17 protein-coding genes are annotated in these 20,069 nt (G+C 62.4%); 10 read left to right on the top strand and 7 right to left on the bottom strand.

Annotation, left to right across the window (positions count from 1 at the left end):
* Nucleotides 1–200 precede the first annotated feature (200 nt).
* On the top strand, nucleotides 201–2,171 hold the full coding sequence (locus P6U23_RS18915; RefSeq protein WP_407181196.1) for a hypothetical protein: 1,971 nt from the start codon (nucleotides 201–203) through the stop codon (nucleotides 2,169–2,171).
* Between the two features lie 222 nt (nucleotides 2,172–2,393).
* On the opposite strand, the gene aspS is transcribed toward P6U23_RS18915, so the two are convergent.
* Nucleotides 2,394–4,169: an aspartate--tRNA ligase gene (gene aspS / locus P6U23_RS18910; protein ID WP_407181195.1), complete on the bottom strand. Its 1,776-nt coding sequence runs from the start codon at nucleotides 4,167–4,169 to the stop codon at nucleotides 2,394–2,396.
* Between the two features lie 156 nt (nucleotides 4,170–4,325).
* Here aspS and P6U23_RS18905 point away from each other — a divergent pair, with 156 nt between their 5' ends.
* The 3 genes from P6U23_RS18905 (at nucleotide 4,326) to P6U23_RS18895 (ending at nucleotide 7,893) form a co-directional block, all read left to right on the top strand.
* On the top strand, nucleotides 4,326–5,804 hold the full coding sequence (locus P6U23_RS18905) for a protein adenylyltransferase SelO (protein WP_407181194.1): 1,479 nt from the start codon (nucleotides 4,326–4,328) through the stop codon (nucleotides 5,802–5,804).
* A 354-nt stretch (nucleotides 5,805–6,158) separates the two neighbouring features.
* A complete protein-coding gene (gene rnd / locus P6U23_RS18900; protein WP_407181193.1) occupies nucleotides 6,159–7,307 on the top strand; it encodes a ribonuclease D in 1,149 nt (382 codons plus the stop codon).
* 382 nt (nucleotides 7,308–7,689) lie between these two features.
* Nucleotides 7,690–7,893 (top strand): cold-shock protein, encoded by a 204-nt coding sequence (locus P6U23_RS18895; RefSeq protein WP_407181192.1) that lies wholly within the window; start codon nucleotides 7,690–7,692, stop codon nucleotides 7,891–7,893.
* Between the two features lie 178 nt (nucleotides 7,894–8,071).
* Here the strand turns inward: P6U23_RS18895 and purN are convergent, their stop codons facing one another.
* Both purN and purM read right to left on the bottom strand, forming a co-directional pair.
* On the bottom strand, nucleotides 8,072–8,728 hold the full coding sequence (purN, locus tag P6U23_RS18890) for a phosphoribosylglycinamide formyltransferase (RefSeq protein ID WP_407181191.1): 657 nt from the start codon (nucleotides 8,726–8,728) through the stop codon (nucleotides 8,072–8,074).
* Nucleotides 8,729–8,733: 5 nt separating this feature from the next.
* Nucleotides 8,734–9,807 (bottom strand): phosphoribosylformylglycinamidine cyclo-ligase, encoded by a 1,074-nt coding sequence (gene purM / locus P6U23_RS18885; RefSeq protein WP_407181190.1) that lies wholly within the window; start codon nucleotides 9,805–9,807, stop codon nucleotides 8,734–8,736.
* Nucleotides 9,808–10,072: 265 nt separating this feature from the next.
* On the opposite strand from purM, the gene P6U23_RS18880 reads away from it, so the two are divergent.
* Together P6U23_RS18880 and P6U23_RS18875 are read left to right on the top strand one after the other, a co-directional pair.
* Complete coding sequence (locus P6U23_RS18880) at nucleotides 10,073–10,615, top strand: CDP-alcohol phosphatidyltransferase family protein (protein ID WP_024510281.1); 543 nt, start codon at nucleotides 10,073–10,075, stop codon at nucleotides 10,613–10,615.
* Nucleotides 10,615–11,295: a chromosomal replication initiator DnaA gene (locus tag P6U23_RS18875; RefSeq protein WP_407181515.1), complete on the top strand. Its 681-nt coding sequence runs from the start codon at nucleotides 10,615–10,617 to the stop codon at nucleotides 11,293–11,295. Before P6U23_RS18880 ends, P6U23_RS18875 begins: the two co-directional genes overlap by 1 nt.
* A 57-nt stretch (nucleotides 11,296–11,352) precedes the next feature.
* On the opposite strand, the gene P6U23_RS18870 is transcribed toward P6U23_RS18875, so the two are convergent.
* Entirely contained in the window at nucleotides 11,353–11,757 is a 405-nt protein-coding gene (locus P6U23_RS18870; protein ID WP_407181189.1) for a hypothetical protein, read from the bottom strand.
* Nucleotides 11,758–12,279: 522 nt separating this feature from the next.
* Between P6U23_RS18870 and P6U23_RS18865 the strand changes: the two genes are divergently transcribed.
* Both P6U23_RS18865 and ppx read left to right on the top strand, forming a co-directional pair.
* Nucleotides 12,280–14,484, top strand: a complete 2,205-nt coding sequence (locus tag P6U23_RS18865) for an RNA degradosome polyphosphate kinase (protein ID WP_407181188.1) — start codon at nucleotides 12,280–12,282, stop codon at nucleotides 14,482–14,484.
* Between the two features lie 12 nt (nucleotides 14,485–14,496).
* Nucleotides 14,497–15,999, top strand: coding sequence for an exopolyphosphatase (gene ppx, locus P6U23_RS18860; RefSeq protein WP_407181187.1), 1,503 nt, complete (start codon nucleotides 14,497–14,499; stop codon nucleotides 15,997–15,999).
* A gap of 25 nt (nucleotides 16,000–16,024) precedes the next feature.
* On the opposite strand, the gene P6U23_RS18855 is transcribed toward ppx, so the two are convergent.
* From P6U23_RS18855 to ndk, 3 genes are all read right to left on the bottom strand, one after another.
* Complete coding sequence (locus P6U23_RS18855; protein ID WP_407181186.1) at nucleotides 16,025–16,855, bottom strand: TerC family protein; 831 nt, start codon at nucleotides 16,853–16,855, stop codon at nucleotides 16,025–16,027.
* A 117-nt stretch (nucleotides 16,856–16,972) separates the two neighbouring features.
* Nucleotides 16,973–17,803: a TerC family protein gene (locus tag P6U23_RS18850; protein ID WP_407181185.1), complete on the bottom strand. Its 831-nt coding sequence runs from the start codon at nucleotides 17,801–17,803 to the stop codon at nucleotides 16,973–16,975.
* Between the two features lie 42 nt (nucleotides 17,804–17,845).
* Nucleotides 17,846–18,268 (bottom strand): nucleoside-diphosphate kinase, encoded by a 423-nt coding sequence (gene ndk, locus P6U23_RS18845; RefSeq protein WP_024510293.1) that lies wholly within the window; start codon nucleotides 18,266–18,268, stop codon nucleotides 17,846–17,848.
* A 388-nt stretch (nucleotides 18,269–18,656) separates the two neighbouring features.
* On the opposite strand from ndk, the gene P6U23_RS18840 reads away from it, so the two are divergent.
* Together P6U23_RS18840 and P6U23_RS18835 are read left to right on the top strand one after the other, a co-directional pair.
* Nucleotides 18,657–19,298 (top strand): DUF5343 domain-containing protein, encoded by a 642-nt coding sequence (locus tag P6U23_RS18840; RefSeq protein WP_407181184.1) that lies wholly within the window; start codon nucleotides 18,657–18,659, stop codon nucleotides 19,296–19,298.
* Between the two features lies 1 nt (nucleotide 19,299).
* Complete coding sequence (locus P6U23_RS18835) at nucleotides 19,300–19,818, top strand: hypothetical protein (protein WP_407181183.1); 519 nt, start codon at nucleotides 19,300–19,302, stop codon at nucleotides 19,816–19,818.
* Nucleotides 19,819–20,069: the final 251 nt, after the last annotated feature.

The raw sequence follows: 20,069 nt of genomic DNA, 5'->3' as shown, positions 1-20,069 counted from the left end.
TCCGAACTCTCAATCCAGAACCGGACCGTCTTTTCCGGCAAGTTGAGCCGGATGTGAAGCACGTGTAACCGTCTGCATGCAACATTCGATGACGCGGCAGTCAACCGGGCATGGCTGCGAACCATACCCCTGCCGTCCATCCCCTACCCGTTCGCCCAAGAATGTGGCAAATGCCCCCGGCGCAATCCGGAGTTGACGGAATGGTGAAGATTCTGGCGGGACTGATCGCCGCGCTGGTGTTGGCGGTCGCGGGGTATTTCGGCTTTGAGTCTTATTTGCAGCATCGGGTCGCGACCGAGGTCGAAGCGGCCTTCGAGCAATTCCGCAGCGCCGGCGCCAAGGCGAGCCATGGAAAGATTTCGTACGATCCGTGGAAACGAACCCTCGCTATTGCGAATATCGCGAGCGAGTCGACCGGGCAGCCGCCGCTCAGCCTGAAAATTGCGACCCTGACGGCATCGGGTGTCGGTCAACCGGATGCCGCCCGCATCTCGGCTGACCTGATTGAGGCCGCTGGCGTCGAAATCAGCTTCGCGATCATCCTCAACGGCTCGCAACTGCAATATACCTACAAGGTGCCGAAGCTCCTGCTGGCGGGCTATGCTAGCCCTCGGCAGCCCCCGCAGTTGCCCGCGTCGGCTTCGGCGATCGACCTCTATCGATTCGCCATTGCCCAATTTGCCCGCGTCACCGCATCCTCGGTCACCGTACCCAGCCTATCGGCGGTCGTGAAATCCAGCGCGAACATCCCTTTCGCAGGTGAATTCACCTATTCGGGGGTGGCGATGCAGGGCATCGAGGACGGCAAGATCGCAACCGCCACGGTGGACAAGGCCAGTCTCGCATACAACACCCACACGGCCGGCAAGACCGACCGCCTCACCGGCACTTTGGCCAATCTTACTTTGCATGATCTCGACGCGACCGCGGCGGCGACTGTGCTCGATCCTGAGAAGGCCAACGACGACCGCTCTTACCGGGTCTATCGGCAGATCGCGACCGGCGCTTACGACGTCACGTCGCAGCAAGGCGTGCACATGCACCTCGATCGAATTGCGGTTGACGATGTCGAGGTGCGACCATCGCGGTTGCAGTTGCCGGCCCTGCTGGCAGCTATTCCGGCGGCGGGCACGACCCCGCCCCCGGCGCAGGCGCACGAGATGATGGAAAAGCTTGCGGGGCTCTACGAAGGGCTCCGCGTCGGCAATTTCGAGATCAGCGGCATTTCGATCGATACGCCGCAAGGCCCCATCAAGCTCTCCTCCCTTCGGCTCAACATCGACAATGGAAGGGGCGATCTTGGTCTGGAAGGCCTGGATGCGCGCACGCCGAAAGGCCCGTTACGGGCCGAGCATTTCGCGCTCAAATCGCTCGATCTGGCCAAGCTCATGCGTGTTTCGGCGTCGCTGTCGAATCCGCCGTCCGGCCAGGCGCTCGCATTGTTCCAGGTGATTGGCGGGGCCGAACTCAAGAACTTCGTCGCGCCCTACAAGGACACCAATAAACAGGTCAGCATCGACAGTTTCAGCTTCGATTGGGGCCAGTTGGTCGGACCGATCCCGACGGAGGCTCATCTCGCCGCAAAGATCAGCACGCCCGTCGACGCGAGCAATCCGGCCGCACTGCCGCTCCTCGCGGCCGGCATCGACACGGTGGCGCTCGGTGCTGATCTGGGCGCGGCCTGGCGTGAGCCATCGGGCGCATTCGCGCTGGAGCCCATGGAGGTGGAGATCGGTGGCGTGCTGAAGGCATCTGCACGGCTTTCGCTCGCCCATGTGCCACGCGAAGTATTTACGCCCGATGTGCAACAGGCTGCTGCGCTGGCCGAACACATCGAGGCGGGCGCGGTCGAGCTCAGCTTGCATGATCTCGGCGGCGTCGACCTGCTGGTCGGGCAATATGCACGCAGCCAAAGCGTCAGCCGCGAAGTGGCGCGCAGCGCGATCATGGAGGCGATCAAGACCAATGGCGAGAAGGCTGCGGCGGCCAATCCCGATGCCGAAGGCGCCGTGGAGGCGATCACCCGTTTCATCGAGACGCCGCAGCAGACGTTGGTTCTCAAGCTGACGCCGCTCGGCAAGGTGCCGGCACTCAAGCTGCTTCAGCTATTGAAGACTGACCCGTTCGTCGCGTTGGCACAGTTCAAGATCGAGGCTTCGACCGGGCTCTAAACCAGTCGCCGAGCTGAGCGAATCCAGCGGCTGCCCGCCCAACCTCCGTCATTGCGAGCGAATCCAGACTTCCTCCGCGGATGCAGCCTGGATTACTTCGTCGCCTTGCTCCTCGCAATGACGGCATGATTGAAGGCGCTCGTCCGACTCTGCACTTGATCGATGCTTTGCTAAACCAAAGCGCGACGGCAGATCGCGCCTTTGGTTCTCTCGGATCGCGCTCTACGATTTCTGCGGCAGGTTGACCCGGATGTGCAGCTCGCGAAGCTGCTTCGGCGTCGCTTCGGAGGGCGCGCCCATTAGCAGGTCCATCGCCTGCTGATTCATCGGGAATAGCGAGATTTCGCGCAGATTCGTGGTCCCGCAGAGGAGCATCACGATGCGGTCGACGCCGGCCGCCATGCCGCCATGCGGCGGCGCGCCGTACTGGAACGCGCGGTACATGCCGCCGAAGCGGTCGATGACTTCCTGCTCGCCATAGCCGGCGATCTCGAACGCCTTCACCATTGTTTCGGGACGGTGGTTGCGGATGCCACCCGAGGCGATCTCATAGCCATTGCAGGTGATGTCGTACTGGAACGCCTTGATGGTCAGCGGGTCCTGCGTCTGCAGTGCCTCGAGCCCGCCCTGCGGCATCGAGAACGGGTTGTGAGAGAAGTCGACCTTCTTCGCCTCCTCGTCGTATTCGTACATCGGGAAATCGATGACCCAGGCGAGTTCGAAACGGTCCTTGTCGACGAGGTTCAACTCCTCGCCGACCTTCGTTCGGGCAAGGCCGGCGAACTTCCAGAACTTGTCGGGATCGCCGGCGACGAAGAAGGCGGCATCGCCCTCGCTCAGGCCAAGCTGCTGACGGATCGCTGCGGTACGTTCGGGCCCGATGTTGTTGGCAAGTGGACCTGCGCCCTCATTGCCTTCGCGCCACATGATGTAGCCAAGACCCGGCTGGCCCTCGCCTTGCGCCCAGGAGTTCATGCGGTCGCAGAACGCGCGGCTGCCGCCGCCACGCCCCGGTATGGCCCAGACCTGGTTCTTGGGGTCTTCGAGCATGCGCGCGAATACCTTGAAACCAGAGCCGCGGAAGTGCTCGGAGACATCCTGCATCACGATCGGGTTGCGCAGGTCTGGCTTGTCGGTGCCATATTTGCGGATCGCTTCCGCGAAAGGAATTTTCGGCCAGCCCTTGGTCACCGGCTTGCCTTTGGCAAATTCCTCGAACACGCCCGTGATCACCGGCTCCATCGCCGCGAACACGTCCTCCTGCGTGACAAAGCTCATCTCGATGTCGAGCTGGTAAAACTCGCCCGGCAAACGGTCGGCGCGCGGGTCTTCGTCACGGAAGCAGGGCGCGATCTGGAAGTAACGATCAAACCCGCTCATCATCAGGAGCTGCTTGTACTGCTGCGGCGCCTGCGGCAGCGCGTAGAACTTGCCCGGATGGATGCGGGACGGCACCAGGAAGTCGCGCGCGCCTTCAGGCGAGGACGCGGTCAGAATCGGGGTCTGGAACTCGAAGAAGCCGGCTCCCTTCATGCGCCTGCGCATCGAATCGATGATCGCGCCGCGCGTCATGATGTTCTGGTGCAGCTTCTCGCGACGCAGGTCGAGGAACCGGTACTTGAGCCTGATGTCTTCAGGATATTCCTGCTCACCGAAGACCGGCAGCGGCAGTTCGGCGGCCGCGCCCAGCACCTCGATGCCGCTGACATAGAGCTCGACCTGACCGGTCGGCAGTTCCGGATTGTCGGTTCCTTCCGGGCGGCGGCGCACCTTGCCTTCCATCCGCACCACCCATTCCGAGCGCAGCTTTTCGGCATCGGAAAAGGCGGGCGAATCCGGATCGACGACGCATTGGGTGATCCCGTAATGGTCGCGCAGGTCGATGAACAGCACCCCGCCATGGTCGCGGATGCGATGGCACCAGCCGGACAGGCGAACGGTTTCGCCGATGTGGCCTTCGCGGAGCTCGCCGCAGGTGTGGGTGCGGTAACGGTGCATGGAACGTCCAAAACTGATTGTGGGAGAAAGCGACTCGGAACGCCCAGAGCCGGTCCGAAACGCGGGTCAGGGTTTAGCCGAGCCTTCCCCTCGCGGCAACGACCGTAAGGCGAGTTTGGGCTCGAAAAAGCCGGGCCTCGTGCCTATCTTGGGGCCATGACGGTGCATTTCCCCTTCCAAAACACCTATGCGGCGCTGCCGAGCAATTTTTTTGCCCGCGTCGCTCCGACACCGGTCGCAGCCCCGCGCCTGATCAAGTTGAACCGGCCACTTGCGCTCCAACTCGGCCTTGATCCCGACCTGCTTGAGACACCGGAAGGCGCCGAAATTCTTTCCGGCAAGATCCTGCCCACGGGAGCCGATCCGATTGCCATGGCCTATGCGGGGCATCAATTCGGGCAGTTCGTGCCGCAACTTGGCGATGGCCGCGCCATCCTGCTCGGCGAGGTCATCGACAAGGACGGCGTTCGTCGCGACATCCAGCTCAAGGGATCCGGCCCGACCCCGTTTTCACGCCGGGGCGACGGCCGCGCCGCGCTGGGCCCGGTCCTGCGCGAATATATCGTCAGCGAAGCCATGGCTGCGCTCGGTATTCCGACCACGCGCGCCCTTGCCGCCGTGATCACCGGCGAGCAGGTGATGCGCGAAACCGCCCTGCCCGGCGCCGTGCTGACCCGCGTGGCCTCGAGCCATATCCGCGTCGGCACCTTCCAATATTTTGCCGCGCGCGGCGACACCGATGCCGTGCGACGGCTGGCCGACCACGTCATCGTCCGGCACTATCCCGAGCTTGCCGGCACTGAGCGCCCCTATCATGGGCTGCTTGCAGCCGTGATTGCGCGCCAGGCCAATCTCGTGGCCCGCTGGCTCCTGGTCGGCTTCATCCATGGCGTCATGAACACCGACAATACTTCGATCTCGGGCGAGACCATCGATTACGGCCCGTGTGCCTTCATGGACCATTACGATCCCGCCCAGGTCTTCAGCTCGATCGACGAGTTCGGACGCTATGCCTACGCCAACCAGCCGCGGATCGCGCTCTGGAATTTGACGCGCTTTGCCGAATGCCTGCTGCCGCTGTTCTCCGACGACAAGGACAAGGCAGTCGAGCAGGCGCAGGGAGCGCTCGTGGAGTTCGGCGAGATCTTCAACGTCGCCTATAAAGCCGGGCTGCGCGCCAAGATCGGCCTGTTCACCGAGCGCGAGGACGATCACGCGCTGGCACAGGCGCTGCTCGACGCGATGGCCAAAGGCCAGGCCGACTTCACCCTCACCTTCCGTCGCTTGAGCGATGCGGCTGGCGATGCCACCCTCGATCCGGAGGTACGCAAGCTGTTCGCGGAGCCGGAAGCCTTCGACGAATGGCTCCCGCGCTGGCGGCAGCGGATCGGCGAGGAGCCGCAGTCGGCGCAAGAGCGGCGGGCGGCGATGCGCGCCGCCAATCCGGTCTTCATCCCGCGCAATCACCGCGTCGAAGCGGCGATTAGGGCGGCGATGGACCGCGACGACTACGCCCCGTTCGAGACGCTGCTAACGGTGCTGTCAAAGCCCTACCAGGACCAGCCGGCGTTCGCCGACTACGAGCTGCCTCCGCAGCCGCATGAGCGGGTGTGCCAGACATTTTGCGGTACCTGATGGGCATTAACCGTGCGTCCACCATTTGCCGGACCGGCGCCGCTGTCGGCGCGCCAAATTAACAAATCGTCAACGGGCCCCTTACAAATCTCGCTTGTTTGTTGGGGGATATTGCCGTGGATGCGTTGGTTTTCGAGTTCATGGGGCTGGCGATGCTTGCGCTGTGCGTCGTCGTCCTGGCGGTGCCAACTGGCCGGCGACAGTCCCGAGGGTTACGTGATCACTAGATCCAGGCCCAGCCTGTTGCTCCTGTTCCATCTCTCACGATCGGGGACCGCAATGGCCTAAATGCAAGGCTCGAATTCGTCGCGAGACCCTTGACAGACCAGCACTTTCGGCAGCACGCCTCATTTCATGGAAGTGATTACCAACAGCTCGGAACTTGCAGCCGCCTGCGATCGCCTCGCCCGGCATCCGGTCATTACCGTCGACACCGAGTTCCTGCGCGAAACCACCTATTACCCCCTGCTCTGCGTGGTGCAGATGGCGAGCTCGGAAGAGGCGGTCGTGATCGACGCCCTGGCTGGCGACATCGACCTTAAGCCCTTCTTCGAGCTCATGGGGAACGAGAAGGTCCTCAAGGTATTTCATGCCGCCCGCCAGGACATCGAGATCGTCTGGCACCGCGCCGGGATCATTCCTCATCCCATCTTCGACACCCAGGTCGCGGCGATGGTGTTGGGCTACGGCGATTCCATCGCCTACGACCAATTGGTGCAGCGCATCACAGGGCATCGGCCGGATAAAACCCACCGTTTCACCGATTGGTCGCGCCGGCCGCTGACCAAAGAGCAGATCCATTATGCCGTGTCCGACGTCACCCATTTGCGCGACGTTTTTGCCGCCCTGGATGCGGACCTGAAGAAACGGGGCCGCAACAACTGGGTCAGTTCGGAGATGGAGATCCTGACGTCGCCCAAGACCTACGACTTCCATCCCGAGCGCGCCTGGGAGCGGCTGAAGACGCGGGTGCGCAAGCCCAAGGAATTGGCGGTGCTGATGGAGGTCGCGGCCTGGCGCGAACAGGAAGCACAGAGCCGGGACGTGCCCCGCAGCCGCGTGCTGAGGGACGAAGCGGTCGGCGACATCGCGACCCACGCACCGACGACCTTGGAAAAGCTCGGGCACCTGCGGTCATTGCCGAAGGGCTTTGAGCGCTCCAAATGGGGCACCGAGATCGTGGCCGCGGTGCAGCGCGGGCTGGCGCGCGATCTTGCGAGCCTGCCGAAGCTCGAGAAACCCCGCGGGGCCGCCAACGGCGCCGCGACCGTCGAGCTGTTGAAGGTGCTGCTCCGAATGACATCGGAGCGCCACGGCGTTGCCAGCAAGGTGATCGCAACCGTCGACGATCTCGAGGAGATCGCGGCCGACGATGAAGCCCATGTGGCGGCGCTGCAGGGCTGGCGGCGCGAATTGTTTGGCGAGGCCGCGCTGGCCCTCAAGCACGGACGGCTGGCGCTCGCCATCGAGCGCGGCCGCGTGATTGGCGTTAACAGGACCTGACCGCCCCGCTCGGACGCACGCAGCCTCCCCGCCTCACCGCCTGAATGCCCCGAGGAGGCTCATTTGCCCCTGGTTCCATGAAGGGGCTGAATGTGGGTTCATCGGCGCCGCCAGGCGATTGCAATGCACCACGCCTCCGCCGCGACCGCCCATCTGTGCCAAATTGTTACAGGGGATTTCGCAACCCACGCCAGAACCTTGCGAAGGCGCAGCTTTCGTGTTGCAATCCGCTCCGCAATCGGAATTGGCCGTTCGCCTGTGCGTTTCGCGACGTTGATATCGAAGACTCGGAAATTGAGCAGACTTTCGGAAGCCCGTTTGTGGCGTGGCACGCTTGATTGCGTGACCGCGTCTTTTTTTCGTCCAGACCAGGAGACAGGCGATGCAGAAGGGCACCGTCAAATGGTTCAACCCGACCAAGGGCTATGGGTTCATCAGGCCGATCGGCGGCGAGAAGGACGTGTTCGTCCATATCTCGGCGGTCGAGCGCGCCGGATTGACCACCCTCAACGAAAATCAGGTCGTGGAATATGACCTCGTGGAAAATCGCGGCAAGACGTCAGCGGAAAACCTGAAGGTCTCTTAGATCATGATCCGATTACACGGAATCGGATGATGATCTAATCTCTTTGCCCGAGCATGATCTTATCGGAAGACCGGTTTCCACTTTTCCGGATCATGCTCGAAACTGCATCGCGATCGGCACTCGATCATGATTACCCCCGGCCCTTGCGTCGGGGGATTTTGTTTTCCGGCGCTGCCGTTCATTGCCCGGCGACGGGCGAAATCAGGAAATTGCCGGCAGCGGCGCTCGCCACCGTCTTGCAGATGTCGCCCTCGAGTCGAACCTGGCCGCTCGCCAGCAATCTGAGTGCATCGGGATAGATACGGTGCTCGACTTCGAGGATCCGCTCGGACAGCGTATCGGCGCTGTCCTGATCGCTGACCGAAACCGCTCCCTGCATCAGGATGGGACCGGCATCGGTCTCGGGAATCACGAAATGCACGGTGGCGCCGGAGATCTTCACGCCTGCGCGCAGCGCCTGGCCATGCGGATCGAGTCCGGGGAATGACGGCAGCAGCGAGGGATGGATGTTGAGCATCTTTCCGTGCCAGCGCTGGACGAAATCCGCCGTGAACAGCCGCATGAAACCGGCAAGGCAGATCAACTCGATCCGGTGCTCGTCGAGCACCGCCTGCAAGGCCGCTTCGAACCCGGCGCGATCCTTGCCGAACGGCTTGCTCTCGACGACGACGGTCCGCACGTCAGCCATTCCGGCCTTTTCGAGCCCGGCGGCATCGGCCCGGTTCGAGATCACCACCGCAATCTCCGCCGGAAAATCCTCCGCGGCCGCGGCCTTGATCAGCGCGGCCATGTTCGAGCCCCGGCCGGAGATCAGGATGGCGACACGGCGTTTCATGGACCTCACCGTGAAAGATCGAGATGGCCGTTGTAGACGACGCGATGCTCGCCCGCGGCCGGGATCACTTCGCCGAGCAGCGTGACGCTTTCCCCGCTCGCGGTGAAGACATCGCTGACCGCTTCCACCGCATCCGCCTTCACGATCGCGATCATGCCAATGCCGCAATTGAACGTGCGCAGCAGTTCGAGTTCGGCAACGCCTCCCTGCTCCGCCAGCCATTTGAACACCGGCAGCACCGGCAGGCGCGGCAGATCGATGCCGACGCCGAGCTGCTTGGGCAGGACCCGCGGAATGTTGTCGGTGAACCCGCCGCCGGTGATGTGCGCAAGCCCCTTCACCGCGCCGGTCTCTCGGATCGCGCGCAGGCACGATTTGACGTAGAGCTTGGTCGGCGCCAGCAGCGCACCACCAAGCGTCATCACCGGCGAGAACGGTGCCGGCGCATCGAAGCCAAGCCCCGACTGCGCCACGATCTTGCGGACCAGCGAATAGCCGTTGGAATGAACGCCCGAGGACGCAAGCCCAATCACGGCGTCGCCAGGCTCGATGTCGGCGCGCGGCAGGAGTTGGCCGCGCTCGGCCGCGCCAACCGCAAAGCCGGCCAGATCATAGTCGCCGTCCTTGTAGAGCCCGGGCATTTCGGCGGTCTCCCCGCCGATCAGCGCGCAGCCGGATTCCCGGCAACCTTCGGCGATCCCGGCAACGATCGCCGCGGCGGCCTCCGGCTCCAGCTTGCCGCAGGCGAAGTAGTCGAGGAAGAACAAAGGTTCCGCGCCCTGCACCACGAGATCGTTGACGCTCATCGCGACCAGATCGATGCCAATCCCGGAATGCAGGCCGGTTTCGATGGCAATCTTCAGCTTGGTGCCGACGCCGTCGGTCGCGGCCACCAGCACCGGATCGGCGAAGCCCGCCGCCTTGAGATCGAACAGGCCCCCGAACCCGCCGATCTCGGCATTGGCGCCGGGGCGCGCGGTGGCGCGAACCAACGGCTTGATGAGATCGACCAGGCGATTGCCGGCGTCGATATCGACGCCCGAATCTGCATAAGTGAGGCCGTTTTTGCGCTCGGTCATGCCCAATTCCGCTGGAGCGTCATTCGGAGGCGAGCCCGCCCCTGGCTTGGCCGCGGGCTGGAGATCGGCTTTCCGAAAAGATCATGCTCGACAATAGGCTAAAGCGCGTCCTCGCGCTCTAGGGTTTGGGCTCGCTTACGTCGGATTCCGGCCGGGTGCAATGGCTCGCAAGGCCGGGCGGCATATACTATGTGTACATCACAGCCGGCTTAAGCGTGCAAGAAGCCGGATCCTTCGAGTCGGGCGGGTTGCCGGGAAGCGCCGCGTGAGTATTCCGAACATCATTACCCTGGGCCGCATCCTGCTGGTCCCGATCGTCATCTGGGCAATCGCCTCCAACCAGATGGAAATCGCCTTCGGCGTTTTCGTCATCGCCGGCGTCAGCGACGGGGTCGACGGATTTCTGGCAAAGCACTTCAACATGGCGAGCGAACTCGGCGCCATGCTGGACCCGCTTGCCGACAAGGCGCTGCTGGTCTCGATCTATGTCGCGCTGGGGATCTGGGGCGCCATCCCGCGCTGGATCGTGATCCTGGTGGTGTCGCGCGACATCATGATCGTCTCCGCCGTGATTGTGTCATGGTTGTTCGGCAAGCCGATTCCGATGAAGCCGCTGATGGTTTCGAAGATCAACACGGTGGCGCAGGTCGCGCTGGCGGCCCTGGTGCTGGCCTCGCTTGCCTTCGGCTTTCACCCCGGCCCTTACGACCTGATCCTGATGGGCATCGTCACCGTGTTTTCGCTGGCCTCCGTCTCCCGCTATCTGGTGGAGTGGGCACAGCACATGAGCACGATCGAAATGAAATGATGGCCAGCCCCGTCCATCCGCGCCAACTGGCCTTTGTGTTGCCGCACGAAGAGAGCCTGACACGCGACAATTTTCTCGAAGGTCCCGCCAATGCGGCCGCGCTGGCGCTGATCGACGCCTGGCCGGAATGGCCTAACCGCACCATGATGCTGGCCGGGCCGGAGGGCTCGGGCAAAAGCCATCTCGCGGCGATCTGGGCCGAGCAGTCGGGCGCGCGCTCGATCGCCGCGCACGCGCTCACGCCGGCCAATGTTCCGGGCGCGCTGGCAACCGGCGCACTGGTGGTGGAGGATCTGCGCGCCGGAGACTTCGACGAGCGCGCGCTGTTTCACCTGCTCAATTTGGCGCGGGAGGACGCCGCCTTCGTGCTGATGACCTCTCGCGTTTCGCCGTCCGCATTGGAGGTCGAACTGCGCGATCTGCGCTCGCGGCTGCGCGCCCTGCCGACGGTGTCGCTGCAGCCGCCGGACGATCAGCTATTCCGCGCGTTGATCGTCAAGTTTTGCGCCGACCGCCAACTGGCCGTCGACGAGGCAGTGGTCGGCTATCTCGCCAACAGGATTGAACGCTCTTACGCCGCCGCGCGCGAAACGGTCGAATCGCTCGACCGCGAGGCGCTGCGCCTGGGCCGGCCCATCACACGGGCCTTTGCAGCGGAGGTCCTGCGCGGCAAGTCATAACGGGGCCGCGGCGTCGCCAAAGCGACCGCTACGGGACGGCCGACCAATGCGGGTAGTCTAAGAGAGCGGCTGCGTCTCCGAGAACATGTCCACGATCTTGTTGGTCATGCCGTTCACGATCAGCACCTGGTCCTTCATTTTCACATACAGGTAGTCACGCAATTCCGGCATTTGCGACAGAACTTGTGTTGGCAGCGATTGAGCCTTGACGCCCTTTGGAAGTGCCGCACCAACAGCAGGGGTAAAGTTCTCGGCTGCCTTGGTGGCCTTTAGCCGGAACTCGACCTCGTTGTGCTGGGTCAGCACGGTCTTGCGGATCTGCTCGCGCTGCGCGTTTGTCAGTTTGAGCTTCGGTAGCGATGGGTTCTGCGGCACCTTTGTGCCGTTGCTCAGTTCAACAGCGCCTTGCGCGTTCGGTTGCGCCTGCGAGATCGCGGTGCCGCCGAGGACGATCGCAAGCACGGCGAATGCGGTCTGAGCCCTCATGGCCTTACATCCTTTTCGGACACGCCGCCCTTAAACGCGGTAACGAACGGCTTGTTGGTCCGTTCCGCGCAAGGCGGACGCCGACCGCGCAGGTTGAGGTCTGAAATGACCTGATATGCCCTGCCCTTCTCCTGCCGGCAGCTCCGAGCCAAAAGCTGCCGTTTTATGGACTCTTGGGCGCTCTGATCGGAGTCACCCGATAAAGGTCGGCGGGCGCGAAATCATCCGTGAGCACGTCCGCACCCCTCTGATCGAACGAGGGTGTCTCAGATACAAAGCTCGGGCACATTGCGCCGCGAGAAGGCGGACCTATGCGCAATTTCGCCTTCCGCCCGGGAACCCATTCACCCATGCCCGGCGACTGAAGTCGAAAAGGTCGTCTTGACGGGGAAACCTATGGGAACATCATGTCATTGAATCGTCACTGCGCCCGCACATGGTTGGCGCAAGGTTCGGCAAAATACTGCCGCTTCCGACCGACAGATGGATCGATTTCTCATGGAATCCGTGCAAAGCACTGTAATCAAAGAAAAAGAGCCCGATTCCGAAAGTCTTCCGGCGATCGCGACCAGCCCCGAGCGCTTCATCAATCGCGAGCTTTCGTGGCTGCATTTCAACCGCCGCGTGCTCGAGGAATCGGTCAATCCCGGACACCCCGCCCTGGAGCGCGTGCGGTTCCTGTCGATTTCCGCCAATAACCTTGATGAGTTCTTCATGGTCCGCGTGGCCGGTATCAAGGCCCAGATCCGTGAGGGGATCACCGAGCGCAGCCCTGACGGGCTCACGCCGGCGGAGCAGCTCACGCGCATCAACCGTTCCGTTTCGCAACTCGCCAACGACCAGCAAGCGATCTGGCGCGACCTGCGCGGCATTCTGGCGGAGGTGGGGCTTGTGCTCGTCGACGGGCGCGACGTCACCAAATCCGAGCGGGCCTGGATCGAGGATCACTTCCTCCACAACATCTTCCCGCTGCTCACGCCGCTCGCGATCGATCCCGCCCACCCCTTCCCGTTCATTCCCAATCTTGGCTTTACCGTCGCGCTGCAGCTTTCCCGCCTGTCCGACGGCAAGCCGATGAACGCGCTCATCCGCATGCCCGGCAAGATCGACCGCTTCATTCGCATGCCCGCCAGCAAGGAGGGCGCGACGCGGCTGATTACGCTGGAGCAGGCTACGGTGCTGTTCATCGGTCGCCTGTTCCCTGGTTACACCGTCAAGGGCCAGGGCGCCTTCCGCGTCATCCGCGACTCCGAAATCGAAATCGAGGAAGAAGCGGAAGACTTGGTGCGGCTGTTCGAGACCGCGCTGAAGCGGCGCCGGCGCGGATCGGTCATCCGGCTGGAAATAGAAGCCAGCATGCCGGAAGACTTACGCGCCTTCGTGCAGCACGCGCTGTCCTGCGTCGATGATGAGGTCACGCTCGTCGATGGCGTGCTGGCGATGAACGAGCTATCGCAGCTCACGCGCCTCGACCGTCCCGATCTCGAATTTCCGCCTTATGTTCCGCGCCATCCCGAGCGCGTCCGCGATCATGGCGGCGACATCTTCGCGGCGATCCGGCAGAAGGATCTGATAGTGCATCATCCCTACGAGTCCTTCGACGTGGTGGTGCAATTCCTGCAGCAAGCTGCGCGCGATCCCGACGTCGTGGCGATCAAGCAGACCCTCTACCGTACCTCCAACAACTCGCCGATCGTGCGCGCGCTCGCGGAAGCCGCCGAAGCCGGAAAGTCGGTCACCGCGCTGATCGAACTGAAGGCGCGGTTCGATGAGGAAGCCAACATCCGCTGGGCGCGCGACCTCGAACGCGCCGGCGTCCAGGTCGTCTACGGATTCCTCGAACTCAAGACGCATGCCAAGCTGTCGCTGATCGTGCGGCGCGAGGGCGGTAGCCTCACCACCTATGTGCACACCGGGACCGGCAACTATCACCCGGTCACGGCGCGCATCTACACCGATCTCTCCTATTTCACTTGCGATCCGATCATCGGGCGCGACGTGGCGCGGGTCTTCAACTACATCACGGGTTATGCCGCCCCGAGCGATCTCGAGAAGCTCGCGGTCTCGCCGCTGAACTTACGCAAGCGGATGCTCGAGCATATTCATGACGAGATCGAGCACGCCCACCATGGCAGGCCCGCCGCGATCTGGATGAAGATGAATGCGCTGGTCGATCCCGATATCATCGATGCGCTCTACCAGGCCTCTCAGGCCGGCGTCTCCATCGAACTCGTGGTGCGCGGTATCTGCTGCCTGCGGCCCGGCCTGCCCGGCCTGTCGGAGAACATCCGCGTCAAATCCGTCATCGGCCGCTTCCTGGAGCACGGCCGAATCTACTGCTTCGGCATGGGGCAAGGCTTACCCAGCGCCAAGGCGGCTGTGTATATCTCCTCCGCCGACATGATGCCGCGTAACCTCGACAGGCGCGTCGAGGTGTTGTGCCCGCTGCAAAATCCCACGGTACATCAGCAGGTTCTCGAGCAGATCATGATCGCGAATCTGAAGGACACCGAGCAGAGCTGGCAATTGTTGCCGGACGGATCGTCAACGCGTATGAAGGCGGCGAAAGGCGAAGAGCCCTTCAACCTGCACAACTACTTCATGACGAATCCGAGTCTTTCAGGCCGTGGGAAGTCGCTCAAGGAATTCGCGCCGCGCCGCCTCACCCGCCGCAGCGAGCGTCAGCATACGCCGACACCGTAACGGAGCGCGGCGGTGAAGCGACCGCGCAAACGCAACTCCAGCGTCGCGGTCATCGACATCGGTTCGAACTCGGTCCGCCTCGTCGTCTATGAAGCGCTGGCGCGCAGCCTGATCACCATCTTCAACGAGAAGGCGCTGTGCGGACTTGGCCGCGAGGTCCAGAGTACGGGCCTGCTCGCGCCCGATGCGGTGACGAAGGCGCTGACCGCGCTGCGCCGCTTCCGCGGCCTGTGCAAGATCCAGCAGGTCGGGCGCGTCTATGCGATCGCGACGGCTGCTTGTCGCGACGCCTCCAACGGCGCGGACTTCATCGCCCAGGCCGGGCGAATTTGCGGCGTACCGATCGAAATCCTGTCGGGACCGCGCGAAGCCAAATTGTCGGCGCTCGGCGTCGTCTCCGGCCTGCACAAGCCCGATGGCATCGTCGGCGATCTCGGCGGCGGCTCGCTCGAGCTGATCGATATTCGCGGCAGCAGCGTGCGCAGCGGCGTGACGCTGCGCCTTGGCAGCCTGGCGCTGCAGGACCTCTCACACAAGTCGCTCAAGCGCGCCGAGCGCATCGTTCGGAACGATTTGTCCGAAGTCTCCCAGCTCAGGGCCGGCCGGGGCCGCACCTTCTATGCGGTCGGCGGCACCTGGCGCGCGCTGGCGCGGATCCACATCGTCCAGAGCGGCTATCCGCTCGGGGTCATGCACGGCTATTCGATCCCGGCTGCCGAAGCGCTCGACTTTGCGCGGCGGCTGCGGCGGCTAGCGGCCGCGAACATGCTCGCGAATATCGAGATGATCGCCGATGCTCGGCGTCCCCTCCTGACCTATGGCGCCCTGGTGCTGGAATACATCATCCGCGTCGCCAGGCCGAAGACCATCACATTCTCCACCTTCGGCGTGCGCGAAGGCCTGCTCTATTCGATGCTGCCGGATGCCGAGCGCGCCAAGGACGGCCTGCTCTGCGCCGCGCAGGAGCTCAATCAGTTGCTGTCGCGCTCGGCCCGGCACGCGAAGGAGCTGATCGAGTGGAGCGACCGGTTCGTGCGCGTGGTGAAGTTGCGGGAAACCGAGGAGGACCGCCGGCTGCGCCACGCCGCCTGCCTGCTGTCGGATATCGGCTGGCGCGTGCACCCCGACCATCGCGGCGAGCAGACGCTGACCCAGATCATCAACGGCAATTTCGGCGACATCAGCCACCAGGGGCGGGCCTTCGTCGGACTCGCCGTGTTCTTCCGCTATGCCGGATTGAGCGAAGAGAACCAGCCGCCGCAAATCATCCAGGACCTGGTCAGCCCGGCGATGCTGGAGCGCGCGCGCGTGCTGGGCGCGGCCTTCCGCGTGGCCCATCTCATTTCGGCGGCGCGCCCCGGCGTACTGCCGGCGACCCATTTCCGTAACGAGGGGCGCAATCTGACGCTGGTGTTCGAACACCGGATGGTCGATCTGGTGGCCGACCGGGTCGGCGGCCGCTTCCGGCAGCTCGCGCGGCTCGTCGGCCGTTCCGGTTCGATCGTGCTGCGCTAACCCTGAGACCCGCGCCGTAAACTCCTTACGCCGCCCCATGAGCCATGCGGTGCAGGCTTCGCCGTCGCCAGATCGAACCAGCGAGGAGCACGACAAGCACGCCCAGAGCGGCACAAAGGATTTCCCCGGCATTGCCGCCCACGAACAACGGGGCCACGCCGAGCAGCGTCAGCAGGGTGTCGAGCTCAAAGCCAAGCGCACCGTCGAGAAGGCTCTGCAGCTTCGGATGCACGGCCGGATCGGTCGCAATCACATTGCCGGCAATCCAGCCGAGCAAAGCCGAGCCTGCCCACACCAGGATCGGCAACAGATTCAAGAGCGCCATGATCAGACCGGCTCCGGCAATGATCAAGGGGATGCTGCTTGCAAGTCCGAAGACGAGGAGCGGTATGCTGCCCTCGGCGGCAGCGGCCACCGCGATCACATTGTCGAGGCTCATCACGATGTCCGCGAGCGCCACGATCTGGATCGCCGCCCACAGATGCGCCGCAGATTTGATGCCCTCCTCGTCCTCCTTTTCGGGGACCAGCAGCTTGGCGGCAATGATGATCAGCGCCAGTCCGCCGACCAACTTCAGATAGGGCAGTCCCATCACGGTCGCGATGATCACCGTGAAGAGAATGCGCAGCACCACGGCCGCCGCCGTGCCCAGCATCATGCCCCAGAGTCGTTGTCGCGGCTGCAAGCCGCGGCAGGCCAACGCCACCACCAGCGCGTTGTCGCCCGACAACAGCACATTGATCCAGATGATCTTGGATACGTTCACCCAGAAGTGCGGATGCTGAAACTCGGCATAAAGCTGCGTGAATGTTGCCCCGACCCAGGATGGGTCGAAAACGTTCGACAACCAGTTCAAAACCCGACCTCCGCGAACAAGCTTTCAATTTGCGTATCGCAAAAAGTCGCGGGAGCGTCCGGCGGCTATTTGTCGCAAAGCCGGCAGCCAATGCGGGAAGTCCTTCAGTCCGGAATATCAGCCAGCGGGGGCTTCTTTCGCGTGCAGCTTCCGCCGGCGCCAAACAGATCCGACAATGAGAACGATCAGGGCGCCGAGGACCGCAAACGCAATTTCGTCGAGTTCCCCATCGAACCGAAGATGCCTGACAAACCCGAACATCGAAGATGTGGTATCGATGTTCAGGCTGACATCGCCTTCCAGCACGTTATGCAGCCGCGGAGCGATGGCCGGATCGCTCGAGATCACATCGCCCGCGATCCAGCCCAGAAGCATCGCGCCCAGCCAAACCAGGAGCGGGAAGCGATCGAGCACCAGCATGATTAACGCCGCGCCCGCGATAATCATCGGAATGCTGATCGCAAGGCCCAGGATCAACAGCGAGAGCTGGCCGTTCGCGGCAGCCGCCACCGCGATCACGTTATCCAGGCTCATGATGATGTCGGCGATCACGACGATACGCACCGCGTGCCAGAGCGTGGTGCCCGCGGCGATTTCATCCCCCTCGTCCTCGGGCACCAGCAGCTTGGCGGCGATGACCAACAGCGCAACGCCGCCGATCACTTTGAGATACGGCAACTCCATCAGGGTCGCGACGATCCCGGTGAAGAGAACCAGAAGGATCACCGCGATGCCGGCGCCGATCACCATGCCCCAGAGCCGGTGTCGGCCATGCAACCCACGGCAGGCCATCGCAATGACCAGCGCGTTGTCGCCCGACAACAGCACGTTGATCCAGATGATCTTGCCAACCGCGAGCCAGAATGTCGGCTTCTGGATGTCAGCGTGCAATTGGGTAAGAAACACGCTGAGATTGGTGGGATCAAATGCCTGCAGTAACAGGATCACAGCCTACCCCCCGCGGCTTGCCTCAGCCCAGGCCAGCCTCGATCAGCCCACGATTTCGTTGCCGGAGAAAAACTGCGCGATTTCGACAGCGGCGGTCTCGGGCGCATCCGAGCCATGCACGGAGTTCTCGCCGATCGATTTCGCATGGAGCTTGCGGATCGTTCCCTCGGCCGCCTTCGACGGATCGGTGGCACCCATCACCTCGCGGTATTTCGCGATCGCGCCCTCGCCTTCCAGAACCTGCACGACGACCGGGCCGGAGGTCATGAAGTCCACCAGTTCGCCGAAGAAGGGACGGGCCTTATGCACCGCGTAGAAGGTCTCCGCCTGCTCGCGCGTCATGCGGATGCGCTTTTGCGCAACGATCCGAAGGCCTGCCTTCTCGATCAGCGCATTGATTGCGCCGGTCAGATTGCGCTCGGTCGCGTCCGGCTTGATGATCGAGAAGGTACGTTCAATCGCCATTGTCATGATCCTCAAAAAGGCGGGTGAATTCGTGAGTTGCGGGCTTATATCGGCGCCCACCTCGGACGGCAAGCGACCCCGACGGACGGACATCGGCGACGGGCGATCGCGGGAAATTACAGCAATTTCACCAACTGGAAATGTTTCTGCAGAGGCTATCATCAAGATTGGGCTTTGGACCGCCACGTTGCCGGTTTCATGCCCACCACAGTTGGCAGGCCCCCACGGGCGAGGGCCAAGGCGAAAAGGCTAACCGCCGTAATTTTTCGTCCAAAGCGCATTGACCGCCCCAGACCGCAGTTAATTTTGCGGAAAACGTCCTCCGCTGTCTTGCGACTCACCTGAGAGTTGCACTTTCCATGCGATAGAACGTAAAGGAAGCAAGAAAATGCCCACCTACCCGTACACACTCGTCACTGGAAAGCTAAAGAGTCTTCTTCAAAAGATCCGATCATCCGGCATTCCGCCCAAACTCACAGCCGCGCATCTGAAGACGCTAGGTTTCACGTCCAGCAATGATGCCGGGATGATCAACGTGATCAAGTTCATAGGACTTACAGACGGCTCCGGCATCCCAACGCCGCTTTGGAGTGAGTATCGAGGACGGGATCACCGCGCAGTGCTGGGAAAAGCGATCCGACAGGGTTACGCGGACCTTTTCGCGATCTATCCAGACGCAAATGCTCGATCGGTAGCCGATCTGACACACGTCTTCAGTACGAGCTCGACGGCCGGCGAAGTGGTGGTGAAGCAAACGGTACAAACGTTCAAAGCTCTTGTGGACGAAGCAGATTTTTCAGGTCAGAGCGGCTCCGGTGACACGGCAACTGCGCTGACGACAGGACCGCTTCATGCCGCACCAGCAGCGGCTTCACCTATCGCTGCGCACGGTTCGCCCAGCGCGAAACACCCGGCCGTGCATATTGACATTCAAATTCACATTTCGCCGGAGTCTTCGGCCGAGCAGATCGATAAGATGTTTGAGAGCATGGCCAAGCATTTGTATGGCGCTAACAACCCGGCGGGCTAAGTTGTCTAATTTTCTCCGAAACGCGCTGGCAGCCTCAAAGGCAATTCGAGAAGATGTTGATCGAGAACTCGGACCGCCCGAGGAAGGCGCGCAGGCTCAATCACATCTCGTTCTGATGGCATCTCTAACAAGAGGTACTCGAACATACATTTCTTTGATCGCAAACCAGATCAACGGAAGTTTCGATAACGGCTGGTACGATGCTTGCGCGGTCATGATCAGACGTCTGGTCGAGACGCTGCTCATCGAGACTTTCGAAAAACATGGAGCGGCTTCAGAAATCAAGGGGCCCACGGGGGATTACGTGTTCCTGAAAGACCTGATCAACGCCACTCTTTCGACCAGTTCCTGGAGCCCAAGCAGAAACCTCAAATCCGCGCTTCCTAAGCTCAAGGACGTCGGAGATAAGTCGGCTCATAATCGATACTTTGTGGCAAAGCGCGGAGACATACAGCCGCTGCTCGGGGACATCCGTGTCGTTGTGCAAGAGCTTCTGTACCAGAGCGGTCTGAAGAATTAACGAAATTTAACGTTAAAGGCTACCGGGCGTCTTGAGCGCGCCAGCAGCCCGGTCTCGAAACGTTCCGCAAAAAATGCCCGCGCAACAATAGCTTGGCTTAAATTACAATTTTGCCTGCTTCACCAAGCTGAACCCATTCTGCATCCGCCGGACCAGTCCTGTTCAGCCTCAGCTCGCTAGGCTGCAATCGACCAAGCGTCTCGTCCTTCACGGCAAGGCGCTCCAGGCCGCGATGTCATCCACCGGCGCAA

The organism is Bradyrhizobium sp. STM 3562 (assembly GCF_045571435.1).
GTDB lineage: Bacteria > Pseudomonadota > Alphaproteobacteria > Rhizobiales > Xanthobacteraceae > Bradyrhizobium.
The sequence above is the reverse complement of the archived record's forward strand: the minus strand, read 5'-3'. Positions and strand labels throughout refer to the sequence as shown.